General features: G+C 39.5%; 13 protein-coding genes. 5 read left to right on the plus strand and 8 right to left on the minus strand.

The window, feature by feature from the left end:
• Positions 1-1,254: 1,254 nt before the first annotated feature.
• The 3 genes from BM146_RS16815 to BM146_RS16825 all read right to left on the minus strand — a co-directional run bounded on the left by BM146_RS16815 (position 1,255) and on the right by BM146_RS16825 (position 4,677).
• Positions 1,255-2,013 (minus strand): TFIIB-type zinc ribbon-containing protein, encoded by a 759-nt coding sequence (locus tag BM146_RS16815; RefSeq protein ID WP_074891574.1) that lies wholly within the window; start codon positions 2,011-2,013, stop codon positions 1,255-1,257.
• A 101-nt stretch (positions 2,014-2,114) separates the two neighbouring features.
• On the minus strand, positions 2,115-3,290 hold the full coding sequence (locus BM146_RS16820) for an iron-containing alcohol dehydrogenase (RefSeq protein WP_074891575.1): 1,176 nt from the start codon (positions 3,288-3,290) through the stop codon (positions 2,115-2,117).
• Between the two features lie 49 nt (positions 3,291-3,339).
• Positions 3,340-4,677: a glycoside hydrolase family 53 protein gene (locus tag BM146_RS16825; protein WP_074891577.1), complete on the minus strand. Its 1,338-nt coding sequence runs from the start codon at positions 4,675-4,677 to the stop codon at positions 3,340-3,342.
• Positions 4,678-5,062: 385 nt separating this feature from the next.
• Here BM146_RS16825 and BM146_RS16830 point away from each other — a divergent pair, with 385 nt between their 5' ends.
• Positions 5,063-5,332 carry a hypothetical protein gene (locus BM146_RS16830; protein WP_074891579.1) on the plus strand — a complete coding sequence of 90 codons (270 nt, stop codon included), beginning with the start codon at positions 5,063-5,065 and terminating at the stop codon, positions 5,330-5,332.
• 870 nt (positions 5,333-6,202) lie between these two features.
• On the opposite strand, the gene BM146_RS16835 is transcribed toward BM146_RS16830, so the two are convergent.
• From BM146_RS16835 to BM146_RS16845, 3 genes are all read right to left on the minus strand, one after another.
• Positions 6,203-7,150, minus strand: a complete 948-nt coding sequence (locus tag BM146_RS16835; protein WP_074891581.1) for an L-lactate dehydrogenase — start codon at positions 7,148-7,150, stop codon at positions 6,203-6,205.
• Between the two features lie 83 nt (positions 7,151-7,233).
• Positions 7,234-7,977: an ATP-binding protein gene (locus BM146_RS16840; protein ID WP_074891583.1), complete on the minus strand. Its 744-nt coding sequence runs from the start codon at positions 7,975-7,977 to the stop codon at positions 7,234-7,236.
• Between the two features lie 175 nt (positions 7,978-8,152).
• Entirely contained in the window at positions 8,153-8,368 is a 216-nt protein-coding gene (locus BM146_RS16845; RefSeq protein ID WP_074891585.1) for a hypothetical protein, read from the minus strand.
• 209 nt (positions 8,369-8,577) lie between these two features.
• On the opposite strand from BM146_RS16845, the gene BM146_RS16850 reads away from it, so the two are divergent.
• The gene (locus BM146_RS16850; RefSeq protein WP_074891587.1) at positions 8,578-9,732 is read left to right on the plus strand and encodes a glycosyl hydrolase family 8; all 1,155 of its coding nucleotides are present in this window, start codon (positions 8,578-8,580) and stop codon (positions 9,730-9,732) included.
• Between the two features lie 82 nt (positions 9,733-9,814).
• Here BM146_RS16850 and pap read toward each other — a convergent pair whose 3' ends face one another.
• Positions 9,815-11,287, minus strand: coding sequence for a polyphosphate:AMP phosphotransferase (gene pap / locus BM146_RS16855; protein WP_074891589.1), 1,473 nt, complete (start codon positions 11,285-11,287; stop codon positions 9,815-9,817).
• A 234-nt stretch (positions 11,288-11,521) separates the two neighbouring features.
• On the opposite strand from pap, the gene BM146_RS16860 reads away from it, so the two are divergent.
• From BM146_RS16860 to BM146_RS19885, 3 genes are all read left to right on the plus strand, one after another.
• Positions 11,522-12,700, plus strand: a complete 1,179-nt coding sequence (locus tag BM146_RS16860) for an acyltransferase family protein (RefSeq protein ID WP_074891591.1) — start codon at positions 11,522-11,524, stop codon at positions 12,698-12,700.
• Between the two features lie 205 nt (positions 12,701-12,905).
• On the plus strand, positions 12,906-13,796 hold the full coding sequence (locus tag BM146_RS16865; RefSeq protein WP_074891593.1) for a DMT family transporter: 891 nt from the start codon (positions 12,906-12,908) through the stop codon (positions 13,794-13,796).
• 115 nt (positions 13,797-13,911) lie between these two features.
• The gene (locus BM146_RS19885) at positions 13,912-14,838 is read left to right on the plus strand and encodes a CPBP family intramembrane glutamic endopeptidase (protein ID WP_207649940.1); all 927 of its coding nucleotides are present in this window, start codon (positions 13,912-13,914) and stop codon (positions 14,836-14,838) included.
• Positions 14,839-14,884: 46 nt separating this feature from the next.
• On the opposite strand, the gene BM146_RS16875 is transcribed toward BM146_RS19885, so the two are convergent.
• Complete coding sequence (locus tag BM146_RS16875; protein WP_074891595.1) at positions 14,885-15,736, minus strand: CPBP family intramembrane glutamic endopeptidase; 852 nt, start codon at positions 15,734-15,736, stop codon at positions 14,885-14,887.
• Positions 15,737-15,870 lie beyond the last annotated feature (134 nt).

Consider the following 15,870-nt stretch of genomic DNA (forward strand, 5'->3'; position numbering starts at 1 on the left):
AAGCTTCGGAGCCTACCTTTCAAAGAAGATAAGTGAAGGCAAGCATTACAATGTTGCTGTCGGTCATGCGGCGAAAAAGCTGATACGCACCATCTATCGGATGGAACTTACAGGCGAAGCCTACCGAAAATAAAGAGTCTTTAACTTACATCCTTTTCTTAGAGCACCTTTTCAGATGCTCTGTTTGTCATGCAGTTTTCAAGGTACTAATTGAGGCTTAAGCCTGCCTCCAGGCTATCTAAAACACCTAACGATGTTTTATTCAAAAATCTTCATTTTCTTGTTGACTTTTAATAGTTAGTCTATTCTTATCATTTTTGTTAACAAATCTGCTGGCTTGTAGGATAAATCGATGGTTTCTTTCACGTTTATCCTACTTTCAGGTAAATCGCAGTGTTCAGAAGGCTGAAAATGTGGGATAACTTCGATAGAATTTCAGGTTTTATCCCACGCCTATGAAAATCGACTTGTATAGAATGGGATAGATATTACAGTTTTCTCAATCTTATCCTACAGCTCAGTTAATCCCGCTATAATCCCATATATAAAAGACATCAATTGCTTGTAAATTGCTGCTCACGCTTTCATATTACGATTTCCCTTCAATCCTACCTAATATATTGCAATTCTTAAACATTTGTATGGATCATTATGCTCATTCAATCCATATCATTCCGTCCGTATAACAGTCCATATTTAATGGAGATAGTTATTCTGGGCATATAGCAGCTTTTTGCGAGTCCAGCCACACCTCACGAGCGCTCAAATGGGCATATAGGCTGATTTCAAGCCTCTGGCCACCCGTTAAAAGGGTGGCTATGGACGGATAATTACCGTATGTGCCCATTCGTCCGCGATAAAAGCTATTAAACTACTACCCATATAGTGGGCACATACAAACTTCCTTTAGCCTCACTTTCGTATGCAACATGCTGCATGCGAAAACTGGCACGCCTGCGTTTTCTTGAAAGTAGCCCCTACTGTTCTCGGAATTGGATCCTGAGCCACCTTAAACAAGCCACACCGCCAGGTGCTTGCCATTGACGGGTTCTGAGGGAAACGCTACAATGCTGAATCCGACGGTGAGTATAAAATTAACTGTTCCCCTCATCCTCACCGTCGGCTCCCAGACCAAGGCGTTTTCCTCAGGCTCAGTCAATGGTGGCGTACGAATCCAAAGCACTTACGCATATGCAAAAAGAGCATTTAGGCAAGAAGAAAAAATCCCTTGCTTAAATGCTCTCAAAAATTTCATTACTCGTAACTGTATTCAGATAAACTTTCGACAATAACCGGATCATCGGCATTTACAATCTGATAGTCTTCTATGTATACCTTCACAACGCTATAGTATGAAGGATCGCTGGCCATGGCAATTCTGTCAAACCCAGCCGTAATTGCATATCCCACGCCTTCATCAAAAGTGTTATTTGGAACTATGCAGCTATGATAACTGTTTACATAGCTGTCTTCAGAAGAAAGAGACACCCCATAGCTGTCAAAATCCTGGTATTTCCATTCGAGATCATCGCTTATGTCTATATCAGTAAAAAGAGCTCCCTCTTTAACCTGGCACTCGATAACAGATGTTCCGGCTTCTTCACCCTGTTCATCACCACCGGTATTCCCGGTAAACTGCATTATTATGAATGCTATTAGTCCAAAAACAAGCATCCCTGCAAACATAAAGCCGTAGAGCTTAAAAAATGCAATGGTATTCTTGCTGTGCAGCTCAGAATCTATCTTTCTTTGTTCCGATCTTACCTTTCTGGACTCACTCATCTGAGTGCCCGCAAAATCAAGAACTTCCTTAACAGCTCCGGTAACATCGATATTCACATTATCAGCATGCTCAATAGTTGCATATTTCACATTGTAATTGTTTATGGCCTTTTCAATCACAAAAGAAGTCCCGCAAAAAGGGCACTTTGCTTCCTCTTTCGTCTTATCAACCTCGACTGTTCCGCCACACTGTGTACAGATCGCTGGAACCATTTTTACATTGTTATCCATAATATCCCCTTCAGTAATTATTCATTATATGAATCACAATACTTTATACGAAAGATTGGATAATCGGGCACATAAATTGACTTTAGTTTCCTTCCGTATGATCATTCCCTAGCGGCTTCGTAGATTTTTTTAACATCGTTTGCATCAAGTGGCCTTATTCTTGAAAGCTTTACTGTTCCCTGCATGGTTGCGTCAAGAGATAGAGCCTCCAGATCTGCATCGGAAGGATCTATTCCAAGGTCTTTTAAACTTACAGGCATTCCAATACTCTTAAAGAAATCTACTGTCTTTTCTATGCCTAAAAGAGCTGCCTTTTCATCGTCGCTTTCAGAGATTCCCCAAACCTTTTCGGCAAATCTTGCAAAACGAGGCACTGCACCCTTATACAGTTCTTTTGCCCATGAACCCCAGACTGCAGAAAGTGAATCACCGTGTGTCACATCATAGCGGGCAGAAAGGGCATGTCCCAGCTTATGAACAGAAAAATCCTTTCCTCTTCCGCATTCCGTAAGATTGTTATGAGAAAGGCTTGATGCCCAGAAAACTTCACACATAGCATTATAGTCAGACGGATCTTCCACTATTTTCTTACCATTCTTAATAACTGTGCGTAGAAGTCCCTCAGCGATCTCGTCTGTCATATCACACTGAATATCCGGAATAAAATATCTCTCCATTGTGTGCATCATTATGTCTGTGACACCGGCTGACAGCTGATTCTTTGGGAGAGTCATTCCAAGGGCAGGGTTTACAATTGCAAACCTGCATCTGTTAAAATCAGTGTTGATGCCGGCTTTCTTACCAAGGTTTTCATTGGTTAAAACCGCAGAATCGCTCATTTCACTGCCTGCAGCTGCAATTGTAAGGACAGCGCCCACCGGAAGAGATCTGGTAAGCGGAACCTTCCTTGTCCATAATGACCACAAATCCTGATCGGAATTGGCAGTTCCATGTGCGATTGCCTTTGCCGTATCTATGGCACTTCCGCCGCCTATGCCGATTATCATGTCAGCGCCAAAAGATAATGCCTCTTTTATACCTTCTTCGGCATGTGCCAAAGTGGGATTTGGCTTAGCGCCTCCAAATTCTTTGTATTCAACGCCGGCATCGGCCAAAGACTTTTCTACTCTGCCAAGAAGTCCGCTCTTTATAACGCTTCCCTTACCATATACAAGAAGTGCTTTCTTTCCGTATTTACATGCAGTTTCGCCGGTCTGGTTCTCTACATCTTTTCCAAAAATCACCTCTGTTGGTGCGTAAAACTTGAAATTTTCCATATATTCCTCCTATTCATGATACATCTGCTGACTGTCATTCTCACCTTGATCATTCTCTCATATACTTAAACACTTTCAGTGATTCAAGCGGATTTCCTTCAAAATCAAACATAGCCTGATTGTCCCATGAACAGCCACCATAGTATTTTCCGGCATCTTCAGGATCATAGTCTGAAGCAAAGCTGCTGGCCCAACCACTGCCATATTTTTCCCAGATTGACGAATTGTCTGAAGAAGCAGGACCTACCGGAATCCAAGTGCCTTCCCAGTAGAATATTCCTGCGGCTCCAGCTTCATTTACATGCTTACAGATATCGTACAAAATAGATGCTTGTCCATCAACAGATACTTCATAGCCCTCTACTGCATCATTTGCACTAAAACTATTTCCGGATCCATCTCCATCTTCATTTGTATAAGCATATGATGTTTCAGCTAAAAAAGCCTTCTTTCCATATCGCTCTTGTATCAATTCCAGAACACGGCTCATATTTTCCATGCTTCCATCCCAAAATGGATAATAAGACATTCCAATCATGTCAAAATCGAGGTCATTATCAACAAGTTTAGACACAAGATCAAGGACATCTGCTTTATCTGTTATTCTCGTATAGTGGACCACTATGCTCATGTCATTATCATATTCTTTAGAAACTTCCCTGACCGCCTTACTTCCGGATTTAAGAAGAGTAATGACATTTTCCAGTTTGGTTTCCCCTGACATTCCATAGTTTATCTCATTTCCAATTTGAACCATCCCTACATCGACACCTGCATCAAGCATCTGACTCAATGAGTCTTTAGTAAATTCATAGAGTGCCTCGCTCTTTTCCTCAAGTTCCATGCCCTCCCAAGCTTTAGGAGCATGCTGCCTTTTGGGATCTGCCCAGAAATCTGAATAATGGAAATCTATGCAAACCTTCATTCCGTATTTGGTAGCTCTTTTTCCTAGCTCAATTGCTGTAGGAACATCATTGTTACCTCCACCATAGCCGTTTCCGTCTGAATCATATGGATCATTCCACACGCGCAACCGGATATAATTAATCCCAGCTTCTGACAATGTCTTGAATACATCCTGCTCCTGTCCGTCAAATCCATGGTATTTCACACCACTGTTCTCCTCTACAAGAACAGAAGAGGCATCCATTCCTAATATAAAATCATCAGGAAGATCTTTAATTGCCACTTTCCAGTCTGTTTCAGACTCAGTGTTTTCAGAAGTATCAGTAAAAGAATTCTCTTCTTCACTACTTAGCGTTTGTGGCGATTCTTCTAATGTGCTGCTCTGTTTCTCGACAGGCTTACCGGCATTAGAACATCCCGCCATCAACAACGCCACGCAAGTAACGCAGCTCAATAATTTTCCCATCTTTCCTTTTTTCATCTTTATTCCCCTAAAAATGTAGTCATTTTCAATCAACAGTACTAATTATATAAGATGTCATACATTTTTGGGGCAATTTTCTCATCAAATATCACTGCAAAAAAAATAAAGGGGAGAATGTCTCCCCTTACCTTTGGTCATCTGTGAAAAGAACAGGTAATGTATCTTCTATTTCGTAATTTAATCATCATTAAGATTTTAAACAAAGTATTCATTTTTACCCTCCTCAATTGTTTGATGATTAATTATACGAATGAGTTTATTTTGTGGCAGGTTTAGGTGCTGAAACATTTACTATATTTAAACTTTTGCAAGTTGTTGGCTCCCCTATTTGTGGTATACTCAATCAGGAAAAAGCATTCTTTTCATATACAGGAGGAAAAATATGTATTACGTACCAGAGGGAACTACACTTGCTGGATTCTATGAATGCAGCGAATGTGCTAATAGATTCTTATCAACAAAGGTTGGCCCAAGTATTGTTTGCCCATACTGTGGCAAGGAGCCTGACATGGAAATAGGTCCTGATGAGGAAATGCCGGTCGTAAAAGAAACAGCCAAGCTTTTGCAGGTTGTTGAGGGAAAAGAAGAAGTTGAGCGCATGGATGCACTTCTATCTTTAGCTGTTACTGGCGGAGACTATACCTGGATCTGATGAATTGAATATGATGAATCAATTCTTATAAATTGAATCTTTTACTGAATTGAAAAAGTTGGGATTTTTTTGGAGTAGGATAAACGCCTCTGTTTTAGCATTTTTATCCCATACTTTTTCGTATTTTGAGTCATTAAAATCTTGAAAAATGGGATAAATACTATCAAATTGAAGCATTTATCCTACTTTTTTCTTGGTCTGAAGCTCCTGGAAGCTTGAAAAGTGGGATAAGATTGCCAATAGCTGCACGTTTATCCTACATCTCGCCCAATTTAAAGAATTTGAAGTTCTGAATTGTAGGATAAACAGGCGAAAACTCAATCACTTATCCCACATGACAACAAAATTCTCTATCTGCATCGCATATATTCACTGCCTCTTTTACCCATAATATGAATAGAGGCAGAACCAGAGTCATAACTTCTCTCATGGCATTTCCAAAAGCATTTCCAATGCACTCCTATTGTATTTCTAGACATTTCCAAACAGTTCTAATTACGCAATAGTACTTTCTTTATCAAGGCGTGCATATTCTATAAGAAGTGCTTTCTTCTAAAAAGAAGTATAGCCTTTGGCATTTATATCTCGAATTTCATACAAGAATGAATAATGCTCATCGAGGGCCTTATTAACTGTATCGTAGAGCTCTGATGATTCCTTTAGTACGTCAATCTGCTCATTATATTTTGCTTTATTGCTTACATAAATAGCGCTGTTTACGGCTTTTCCTCCCGATTTCTCATAAAAAAAATATAGAGGCCAATGCCTCTATATTTCAAACTACTCTTTCTTCTATATTTTTTCAATCATTTCTTTGATAAATGCTAAATTCACTGACAATGCTCGGTCATATATATTGTGCCATATTCTTTAAATAGATTCATCAATTACAGCTTTTAATGTTCCCGCAGACTTAAGAAGTGCTTCTTTTTCCTGTTCGTTTAGTCTGATCGGCACAGAACCTTCAACGCCTCTTCTTCCAACTATAGCCGGCATACTGAGTGCCACACCATCAATGCCATTTTCACCATGCTGTATGCTGGAGATAGGAAGTATCGATTTCTCATCTCGTATGATTGCTTCGCAGATACGCCTTACACTCATGGCAATTCCATAATATGTTGCGCCCTTCTTTTCAATGATCTCATAGGCGCTGTTCTTGACATTCTCTGCTATCTCTTTCATAGACTTTTCATGTTCAAAATGTCCTCTCATCTCACAAAAATCATGGATTGGAATTCCTGAAACATTTGCACTGCTCCAGGCTGCAATCTCACTGTCTCCATGCTCACCAATTATAAAAGCATGTACTGAACGGCTGTCTACACTTAGGTGCTCGCCAAGAAGATACTTAAACCTGGCTGTATCAAGAACAGTTCCTGAGCCAAACACTCTGTTTTCAGGAAAACCACTGAGTCTTGCCGCAGCGTAGGTAAGTATATCCACAGGATTTGCCACTATCAAAAGAATTCCCTCTTTATTGTACTTTGCAATCTCTGGGATTATGGATTTGAAGATACCTACGTTCTTTTTCACAAGATCCAATCTGGTCTCCCCCGGTTTCTGTCCGGCACCTGCTGTGACAACCACAACTGCAGCATCTCCAGCATCCTTGTAATCACCGGAATATATCTGCATAGGTTTGGCAAAAGGAAGCCCGTGACTGATATCAAGTGCCTCGCCTTCTGCTTTTTCTTTGTTCACATCAATCAGCACCATTTCGGAAAATAGCCCGCTCTCCATAAGAGCAAAAGCTGATGCTGAGCCGACAAATCCACAACCTACTACTGCTACTTTTCTTTCATTAAGTGCTGCCATAATGCGCCTCCTTTTATTTCTCTTTTACTTCAGTATAAACTTTCTATTTTTAAACTCCTAGGAATATCTGCTTATTGAATAATTTACTCAATAACCTCACCATTTCTTGAAATTGTAACAACCTGCCAGGGAAGGAATTTTCCACTGTTTCTTATGGCATTCTCAGCAGCTCTCTGGAGTCCTCCGCAGCATGGCACTTCCATTCTCACTATTGTTACTCCTGCAATATCGTTATTAGCGATAATTTCTGTGAGTTTCTCGGTGTAATCGCCTTCATCAAGCTTTGGACAGCCTATCATTGTAACCTTTCCCTTCATGAATTCCTCATGCATATTTGCATAAGCGTATGCTGTGCAGTCTGCAGCTATAAGGAGCTTTGCGCCATCATAAAAATCTGCCTGTGTTGGTAAAAGCTTTATCTGGCAAGGCCATTGCATCAGCCTTGAGGGGTGCAAGCTCATTCTTGAAACCATATCCATTCCAGGATCCTCATCAACCTGAATCCTGCTCTTAAGCTGCATAAACCTTGATCCGGGACATCCATGTCCCTCAGCATGTTGCATTTCATTTATATCTTTTACCAATACTTTTTTCTCATGCATTGCCTTTACTGCCGCTTCATCGTAGGCAGGTGCTTCCCTTTCCTCAAAAGAAATTGCTCCCATAGGGCAGCCCGGCAAGCAATCGCCGAATCCATCGCAGAAGTTCTCTCTGACAAGCTTTGCCTTTCCATCGATAATATCAATAGCGCCTTCATGGCAGGCACTTGCACATATGCCACAGCCATTACACTTTTCTTCATCAATCTTTATTATCTTCCTTACCATCTTTAAACCTCTCTTTAATCCTTGTTTTGATGGTATCAGTATAATAAACTGTATTTGATATGTATGTTGTTTAAACCACATTCTAATAAATTAATATAAATGGTCTTTCCCCTCTTCTATTTTTTATTTGAGCAACCCTGACCTAATCGCAACTTTTTTTTATTCTTCTAAATGTCTACTCTTCAGCATAATAATCAGACCTATCCATTGGTCCACCAAAAGATGCCTCTGATTCTTTTATCATCTCACTCAAGTGCTCATCAGATATATCAAGAACCCACGCCAGCATTGTGACATTGTGAGCATGCTCTTCCACAGTGAACTTAGGACATGTAAGGTAACTATCTATCTCATCGTTTAGCTTTTTCATGATATCTGCTTCTGATCTCATAAAATCCCCCAATATGTACGACTTCCCCCTTATAAACGACCATGTACTAATTATAGTCATTTTTTATATCAAATAAAATATATTATGCTTAGTTCCCGTAACTTACATTATTATTTGAGAATAATTGAGCAATAACAGATAAGCCTTTGGGATGCTTTGTATAAGATAATACAAAATAGCGTAAGACTTATATTTTTAGGAGGACATAAATGGGGGCATTTGACAGCGGAATATACAGAAATATTTTTAAAGAGATAGGGAAAACAGATAGGGAAATTGAAGATAAGTTAAAAGAAATCGTAAACACTTTTTTCTACGATGAAGAAGAGAGAATTTATCATGAGTCAAAAGATAACACAGGCTATCTTACAGATACCGGAAATAACGATGCCAGGACAGAGGGAATGTCTTATGGCATGATGATATGTGTGCAGCTTGATATGAAGGAAGAATTTGACCGCATCTGGAAATGGTCAAAAACATATATGTACATGGAAGATGGCGAAAACGAAGGGTATTTTGCCTGGTCATGCCAGACAGACGGCACCAAAAATGCCTATGGTCCCGCCCCTGATGGAGAAGAATTTTTTGCCATGGCTCTTTTCTTTGCTTCTCACAGATGGGGAGACGGCGAAGGTATCTTTGAATATTCCAGGGAAGCAAAAAATTTGTTAAGAGCATGCCTTCATAAGGGTGAAAACGGAAGACCGGGAACTACCATGTGGAATAAAGAAAATCACCAGATTTTGTTTGTTCCTGGCAGTCCTTTCACAGATCCATCCTACCATCTTCCGCACTTTTATGAGCTCTTTTCACTATGGGCATATGAAGAGGACAGAGAATTCTTTAAAAAAGCTGCAGAAGTCAGCAGGAAGTACCTTGCAAAGGCATGCCATCCTGTTACCGGACTTAGCTCAGAATATGCTAATTTCGATGGCACTCCGCTGGATGAGGAGCTTCCATGGGGATATTATGGTAATTTCTTTAGCGATGCATACAGAACCGCAGCAAATATCGGCCTTGATGCGGTGTGGTTTGGCGATGATGAAGGGCAGCTCTCTGCCCCACTTCGCATGATGAAATTTTTCGGCACTGCCCTTGAAGCAGGCAGATGTACTTACAAAGTCGATGGAACTCCGGTCGAAAAATGCGTTCTTCATCCTGTAGGCTTACTTGCTACAATCGCTCAGGGCGCACTTACTGTGCCATATAGTGAAGAAAAAGATAGTGATTTTGAAATTGCTAAAAAATGGGTAGACTGGTTCTGGAATCAGCCCCTTAGAAAGGGTGTCCGCAGATATTACGACAACTGTCTGTATATGTTTGCATTTCTGGCTTTGTCAGGAAATTATCGTATCTGGTAAATTGACTTTTTACTTCAAAAATTTTGTAGAAAAAAAGGCTGCACATCATTCTCAAACGGAGAAAAATGTGCAGTCCTTTTAATTACAAGCGTTTTTTAATTTGTTCGATTACAATCTTAAGAGCCTTTATTCTTGCATACTTTTTATCAACTGACTCAAGAACATACCATGGCGCAAATGCTGTGCTGGTCTTTTCTATCATCTCATCGATCGCAGTCTCATAAAGATCCCATTTGTCACGATTTCTCCAGTCTTCATCGGTGATCTTCCACTGTTTTTCAAGTGTATTCTGTCTGTCAGTGAAACGCTCCAGCTGAGTATCCTTGTCTATCTGCACCCAGAATTTGATGATCACTGCTCCCCAGTCAGAAAGCTCTTTTTCAAATTCATTGATCTCATTGTAAGCTCTTTTCCAGTCATTCTCAGAGCAAAAGCCCTCAAGCCTCTCAACCATTACTCGTCCATACCAAGTCCTGTCAAAAACGGTAATGTGCCCGGTCTTAGGAAGTCTAGTCCAGAATCTCCAGAGATAGTGCCTTGCTTTCTCATGGGGCTCCGGACTTGCAATTGGCTCAACCACGTAATCCCTCGGATCCAGGGCTTCAGTAATTCTCTTTATATTTCCGCCTTTTCCTGCCGCATCCCAGCCCTCATAAGCAATAATGACAGGGATTTTCTTTCTGTAAACCTTATTTCCAAGGTCTCTTAACTCCTTCTGGAGTTTTTCAAGCTCCTCATCATACTCCTCATCAGTCAGAACCTTGTCATCAAGGGAAATATCAGATAGCTTTTTCATTTTCTCCATCGGGAAAGTATTCTGAAGGATAGGCACATTCATCCTCTGATTAGTCAGAGCAATATCTATTCCCTGATTCAAGAATCTCAAAACCTCAAACTCAGCCACTTTCTTGTCCGTAGCATCAATAATGTACCATGGAGTTCTGGATTCATTGGTATCTTCAAGGTATCGCTCAAACACATCAAGGCAGTCATCATAATTCTTGTTCTGTCTTATATCTTCATCGTCAACTCTCCACTTTGTGTCCTTGCTATCAAGAAGATTATCCAGGCGCTTTTTCTGTTCTTTTTTAGAGATATGGAAAAAGAACTTCATAACAAGATATCCATTATCACAAAGCTGCCTCTCGAAAACATTTATCGAATGGACTTTCTTTTTATATTCTTCTTCGCCAAGCTTTCCATCAATTACTCCGCTTACTACCTCATTCATCCAGCAGGTATCATAAAATCTGAATTTGCCTGCTTCGGGAATTTCCTTTATGAACCTGTAAAGGAATGGATATCTCTTTTCCTCATCACTTGGCTGCCTATCCATGGTAGCAACCCTGAAAAATCTGGGATCGATATTCCTTATAACTTTACCGATCAGAGCCCCTTTCCCTGCTGCATTCCAGCCTTCAAAAATGACCATAACAGGAAGGCCTGCCTCTTTTATCTTCATCTGTGAAGCAGTCAGATGGGCTCGCTCCTCTTTGATACGCATTTTCAGTTCATCTGCATCTGAATAATCAGGTTTAACGAAATCTTTAAGCATGGTGCACCTCCTAGGTCACAGGGACGGTTCTTTTGTCTCGTCAATTTGTTGTATGTTTGTAATATCGATAATTTGTTCATATTTATTTTAACAGAATATTTGTCCTGTGTCTCTTGGGGACGGGGACCATAAAAATCGCAATTTATGAACAGTGCTTAAATACATCTGATTAGCGGGATTTTTGGCAAAAGACTACTATTAAATGGGGTTAGTATTTATTATTGGAGGTATAGTATGAAACAAGCAATTTATTTAGTTTACGTAGCACTACCTGTTATTTTGCTATGGGGAGCAAAATTTTCAGGAAAAAGATTCAACGATGGTTTTCTGTCTCTGGAGCAGACAAAGGCCATTCAGGGATTTCTGGCAATATGCATCATGCTCCATCACATCGCGCAGAAAACCTGTGCGTCCTGGATACAGCCGCAAACGCGCATAGTTCACGGTCTTGACATGTTCGTGCCTATTGGATATCTCTTGGTATCTATATTCCTCTTTTTCAACGGTTATGGAGTCTACAAGAGCTATCACACCAAGGAAAACTATCTTGACGGCTTCATAAAAAAGCGTATTCTGCCTGTTGTTCTGGCGCTTTACACAACCACTGTGATCTTTTTTATTGCAAGGCTCCTTGTCGGAGAAAAAATGGATGCCAAGCAGGTAATTCTTTACCTTACAAGCATACAGCTCTGCAATCCGAATACCTGGTATGTAATAGTTTTGCCGTTCTTTTATCTGGCTTTCTATTTTTCTTTTAAATTCATAAAAAAGGATGGGCTCGCAGTTCTCGCAACCACTGCATTTGTGGTATTTTACATGCTGCTTGGCACCAGAATTGACCACAATGACTATTGGATAAGGGGCGAATGGTGGTACAACTGCGTATTCTTGTTCCCTGTAGGAATTATCTTTGCCAAATTTGAAGATAAGATAATCCCTCACCTGAAAAAACACTACTGGGTATATCTTGTTGCAGCACTTCTGCTCTTTTACCCGCTATATATTTATTCCGGATTTATCTGTAATATATTTGGTTACTATGGAGACAACTGGGGAGCTCCCGACACTGTTTTTAGAAGAAGAGTAAGCCTTCTATCTCAGGTATTTTTGACAACAGAATTTGTCTTCACTGTTCTGCTTATAAATATGAAAGTCGCTTTTGGAAACAAATTCCTTAAGTTCATGGGAACGATAACTCTGGAATTCTATCTTATACACGGCCTTTATGTAGAGTTATTTGGCTGGCAGTTTGACGGCGGAGTACCTTCTCCACACCATATTAAATACGTTTTGGTATATGTGCTTGTCGTATTTGCTTTAGGTGTTCCATCCGCAATACTATTGAAAAAGCTCCACGGATTCATCTTACATAAGCCTTACACAATTACTCCACATTCTCGCAAAGCTGCTTAAAATATTAGCTCTGATAGCAAATGCTATCAGAGCTTGTTTTAATAATAATCTATTTCTACGCATTATGCTCTAACCTCTCATATCTTCAAACAAATTGTGGACATTGCCAGCTCTTTACTTTTCTGGCTATTCTCTTTATTATATTCTCTGCGCCTTTCATTCTTCAAGGCGCTATTTTAAATGAAAGAATAGATGATTTAATGCCATGAACAATAATATAAAGGGAATTCTTTTTACTATATTAGGAGCAGCTTGCTGGGGACTGTCAGGAACAATGGGACAGTATCTCTTCGACGTCCAAAATATGGACAGTAGGTGGCTTGTACCAATAAGACTTGGTCTTTCGGGAATTTTGATTCTTGCATATTGCATGATCAGGCATAAAGACACTGTGATCAAGCCCTGGAAGACAAAAGAAATGTCTTTTTGGATGCTTGTTTATGGAATACTAGGCGTAAGTACCTGCCAGTTCCTGTATTTCCTTACTATCGAACTCTCCAATGCTGCCATAGGAACAATCATGCAGGACCTGGCTCCAATTTTCATACTTCTTTTTACCTGTCTTCATCTAAAAAGATGGCCAAAGATATCTGAAATCATATCTATTGCGCTTGCAATTTCAGGTGTATTTCTTTTGACAACTCATGGGGATATAGCACATTTATCAATGCCGGTTTCTGCGCTGATCGCTGGAGTTGGCAGTGCGTTCTGCGTAATGATCTACAACGTTCTGGCTCCCAAGATAACAAAAGAAATCCCTGTCATCGTTGCACAAGGATGGTCATTCTTATTTGGCGGCATACTTTTGGGATTTGCTTTCAAAATATGGACAATTCATTACGTTCCAAACATTTATGGTTTGTTTGGAATTGCTTTTGTTGTAATAGTAGGAAATGTCTGCGCATTCACCCTCTATATAAGCGGTGTGTCCAAAATTGGTCCTCAAAAAGCAATTCTTTATAGCTTTGCAGAACCAATAACTGCAGCGCTACTTTCAACTTTTGTGCTAGGAAGCAAGTTTACTGTGTATGACGCTGCAGGTTTTGGTCTCATATTTCTAATGCTATGGATGATAACTTTCTCCAAAGAAAAATGAACTCTTTTTATAGTCTGATTTTCCTGAAGCAACACACACCTCCACTTAATATTTTAACGGTATTATGTGCTACAATTATATATAGAATGATTCACTTGAAAGAGAGGACCTTAATATGGCAGAAAACAACAACGAACAGAAAAACTTTTTTAAGAACCTGCACACGGATCAGTATAAATGGAATGATTTCTTTCTTATTCCGCTTATAGTGACAATTGTGACGATGTTTGTCGGGCAGACGGGAGTTCTCGTAATCTCTAAAATTTTAATGAAACCGATTATCAACGACAACAATGTCGATTTTCTAACAATATTTCAACAATATTTCACCTTCCTGGGAGTTTGGATTATAGCTTTACTGTATTGCTACTTAACCCCCAAAAACAGACCAGTAATTAAGGCTTTAACACCTTTTTGCAAAGGAAATACAGTGAAATACCTGCTTTTAGGTCTTTTAATTGGTTTTGCCCAAAATGCATTTTGCATTATGGTGGCTTTGCTGCATAAAGATATCCATATTTATTTTGATTCCTTAAATCTATTGCAGGTAATACCACTTTTTATAGTTGTATTTATTCAGTCCAGCGCAGAAGAATTACTTTGCAGGGGCTTTCTGTATCAGAGGCTAAGAAGGGGATATAAAAATCCTGCTATAGCAGTTGTAGGAAATGCTCTGCTGTTTTCACTGCTGCATGCAGCTAATCCGGGAGTGTCTCCACTTGCTCTTCTTAGTATTTTTTTTGTTGGACTTCTCTATTCACTTATGGTTTATTATTGCGATTCAATATGGATGCCGATGGCAGCACACGCAGCCTGGAATTTCACCCAGAACATTATATTTGGGCTTCCAAACAGTGGTAACGTATCGCCGGTTTCAATCTTTAAACTAGATGCATCTACAGCCATGGATAGTTTTGCATATAACGTAGGATTTGGTGTTGAAGCTACAATAGTAGCTATAGCACTTATAATAGTAAGTTGTATAATAGTTTATCTATGGGGAAGCAAAAATAATAAAAAGCCAACTGAAATCTGGAATTAAAAGCAATGCGCCGAACTTTCGTTCGGCGCATTATATTTATCACGATTTAATTCTCTTTACCCCATTTCCAGTTCCAGGTTTCCATAATTTCATCCCATGCCGATGGATGTAAAAGATATATCGCAATAATGATCTGTAAAACAGATAGAATCATATTGAGAACTATATCAGAGGTTTTTAAAGTGCCTTCCATTACTCCAGCTTCAGAAACCAGATCCAAATTCATAAAAGCATAAACATCATTTATTGTATGCATGAGCATTGAAGGAAGTAAACTTCCGCTCCTGATAAATAGTGCACAGAGCAAAAAACCTGCCGCACTGGCTGAAATAACCTGTAAAAGCGCCGCCAGAAGTGTAGCACCGGCAAAAAAATTGAAACCATGAACTGATCCAAATATCAAAGAAGTCACTATTGCTATCCATATTATATGTGACTTCTTTTTATTTTGCCTCATCAGATATGACACAGGAAGTCCTCTGAAAACGGTCTCTTCAACAGTTCCTGCAACACCTGCCATTAGTACAGAGTGAAGAGTCGGTGCTCCCAAATTAGTTTTTAGAATAAGCGAAGTAATAATATCAGGAAGCAGCACGATAACAAGGATAATTAAGCCTGTAATTATCCATCTTTTAAGATCTTTTGTCTTTAGGGAACCCTCATACTCAGGATAAAACCACCTTTTATGAACAAGTAAAGTCAATAATGCTCCAAGTATCATCCCTATATACATGATCTCTTCTTTCGGAAGCGGAATCACATTTCCCAAAATTACCGCCACTATAACTGAGATAAAGTATGTAAAAAGGTACCCCCAGATAATAAGCAATATGGATCCAATAAACCAGTGTTCATTAAGAATTTTGTGATTAATGATCTTCTTTTGTCTAGTTTCCATGCTTGAGACTCTCCTTACACATTGCTGTAAATAATACGCACACATTAATTATCTGATAAAAGAGTAATATTTTGACGTTTAATAGAAAAAATTTATATTTTTTTAATACGTATACCTATTTGGGGAAACATATC

This window comes from Butyrivibrio proteoclasticus (genome assembly GCF_900115735.1).
GTDB classification, from domain to species: domain Bacteria; phylum Bacillota; class Clostridia; order Lachnospirales; family Lachnospiraceae; genus Butyrivibrio; species Butyrivibrio proteoclasticus_B.

Bases quoted from the DNA above. Each gene is read 5' to 3' on its own strand.
- BM146_RS16830 (WP_074891579.1), top strand. From the start codon at position 5,063: ATGTATTACGTACCAGAGGGAACTACACTTGCTGGATTCTATGAATGC.
- BM146_RS16820 (WP_074891575.1), bottom strand. From the start codon at position 3,290: ATGGAAAATTTCAAGTTTTACGCACCAACAGAGGTGATTTTTGGAAAA.
- BM146_RS16815 (WP_074891574.1), bottom strand. From the start codon at position 2,013: ATGGATAACAATGTAAAAATGGTTCCAGCGATCTGTACACAGTGTGGC.
- pap (WP_074891589.1), bottom strand. From the start codon at position 11,287: ATGCTTAAAGATTTCGTTAAACCTGATTATTCAGATGCAGATGAACTG.
- BM146_RS19885 (WP_207649940.1), top strand. From the start codon at position 13,912: ATGGCAGAAAACAACAACGAACAGAAAAACTTTTTTAAGAACCTGCAC.
- BM146_RS16860 (WP_074891591.1), top strand. From the start codon at position 11,522: ATGAAACAAGCAATTTATTTAGTTTACGTAGCACTACCTGTTATTTTG.
- BM146_RS16865 (WP_074891593.1), top strand. From the start codon at position 12,906: ATGAACAATAATATAAAGGGAATTCTTTTTACTATATTAGGAGCAGCT.
- BM146_RS16850 (WP_074891587.1), top strand. From the start codon at position 8,578: ATGGGGGCATTTGACAGCGGAATATACAGAAATATTTTTAAAGAGATA.
- BM146_RS16875 (WP_074891595.1), bottom strand. From the start codon at position 15,736: ATGGAAACTAGACAAAAGAAGATCATTAATCACAAAATTCTTAATGAA.
- BM146_RS16825 (WP_074891577.1), bottom strand. From the start codon at position 4,677: ATGAAAAAAGGAAAGATGGGAAAATTATTGAGCTGCGTTACTTGCGTG.
- BM146_RS16840 (WP_074891583.1), bottom strand. From the start codon at position 7,977: ATGGTAAGGAAGATAATAAAGATTGATGAAGAAAAGTGTAATGGCTGT.
- BM146_RS16845 (WP_074891585.1), bottom strand. From the start codon at position 8,368: ATGAGATCAGAAGCAGATATCATGAAAAAGCTAAACGATGAGATAGAT.
- BM146_RS16835 (WP_074891581.1), bottom strand. From the start codon at position 7,150: ATGGCAGCACTTAATGAAAGAAAAGTAGCAGTAGTAGGTTGTGGATTT.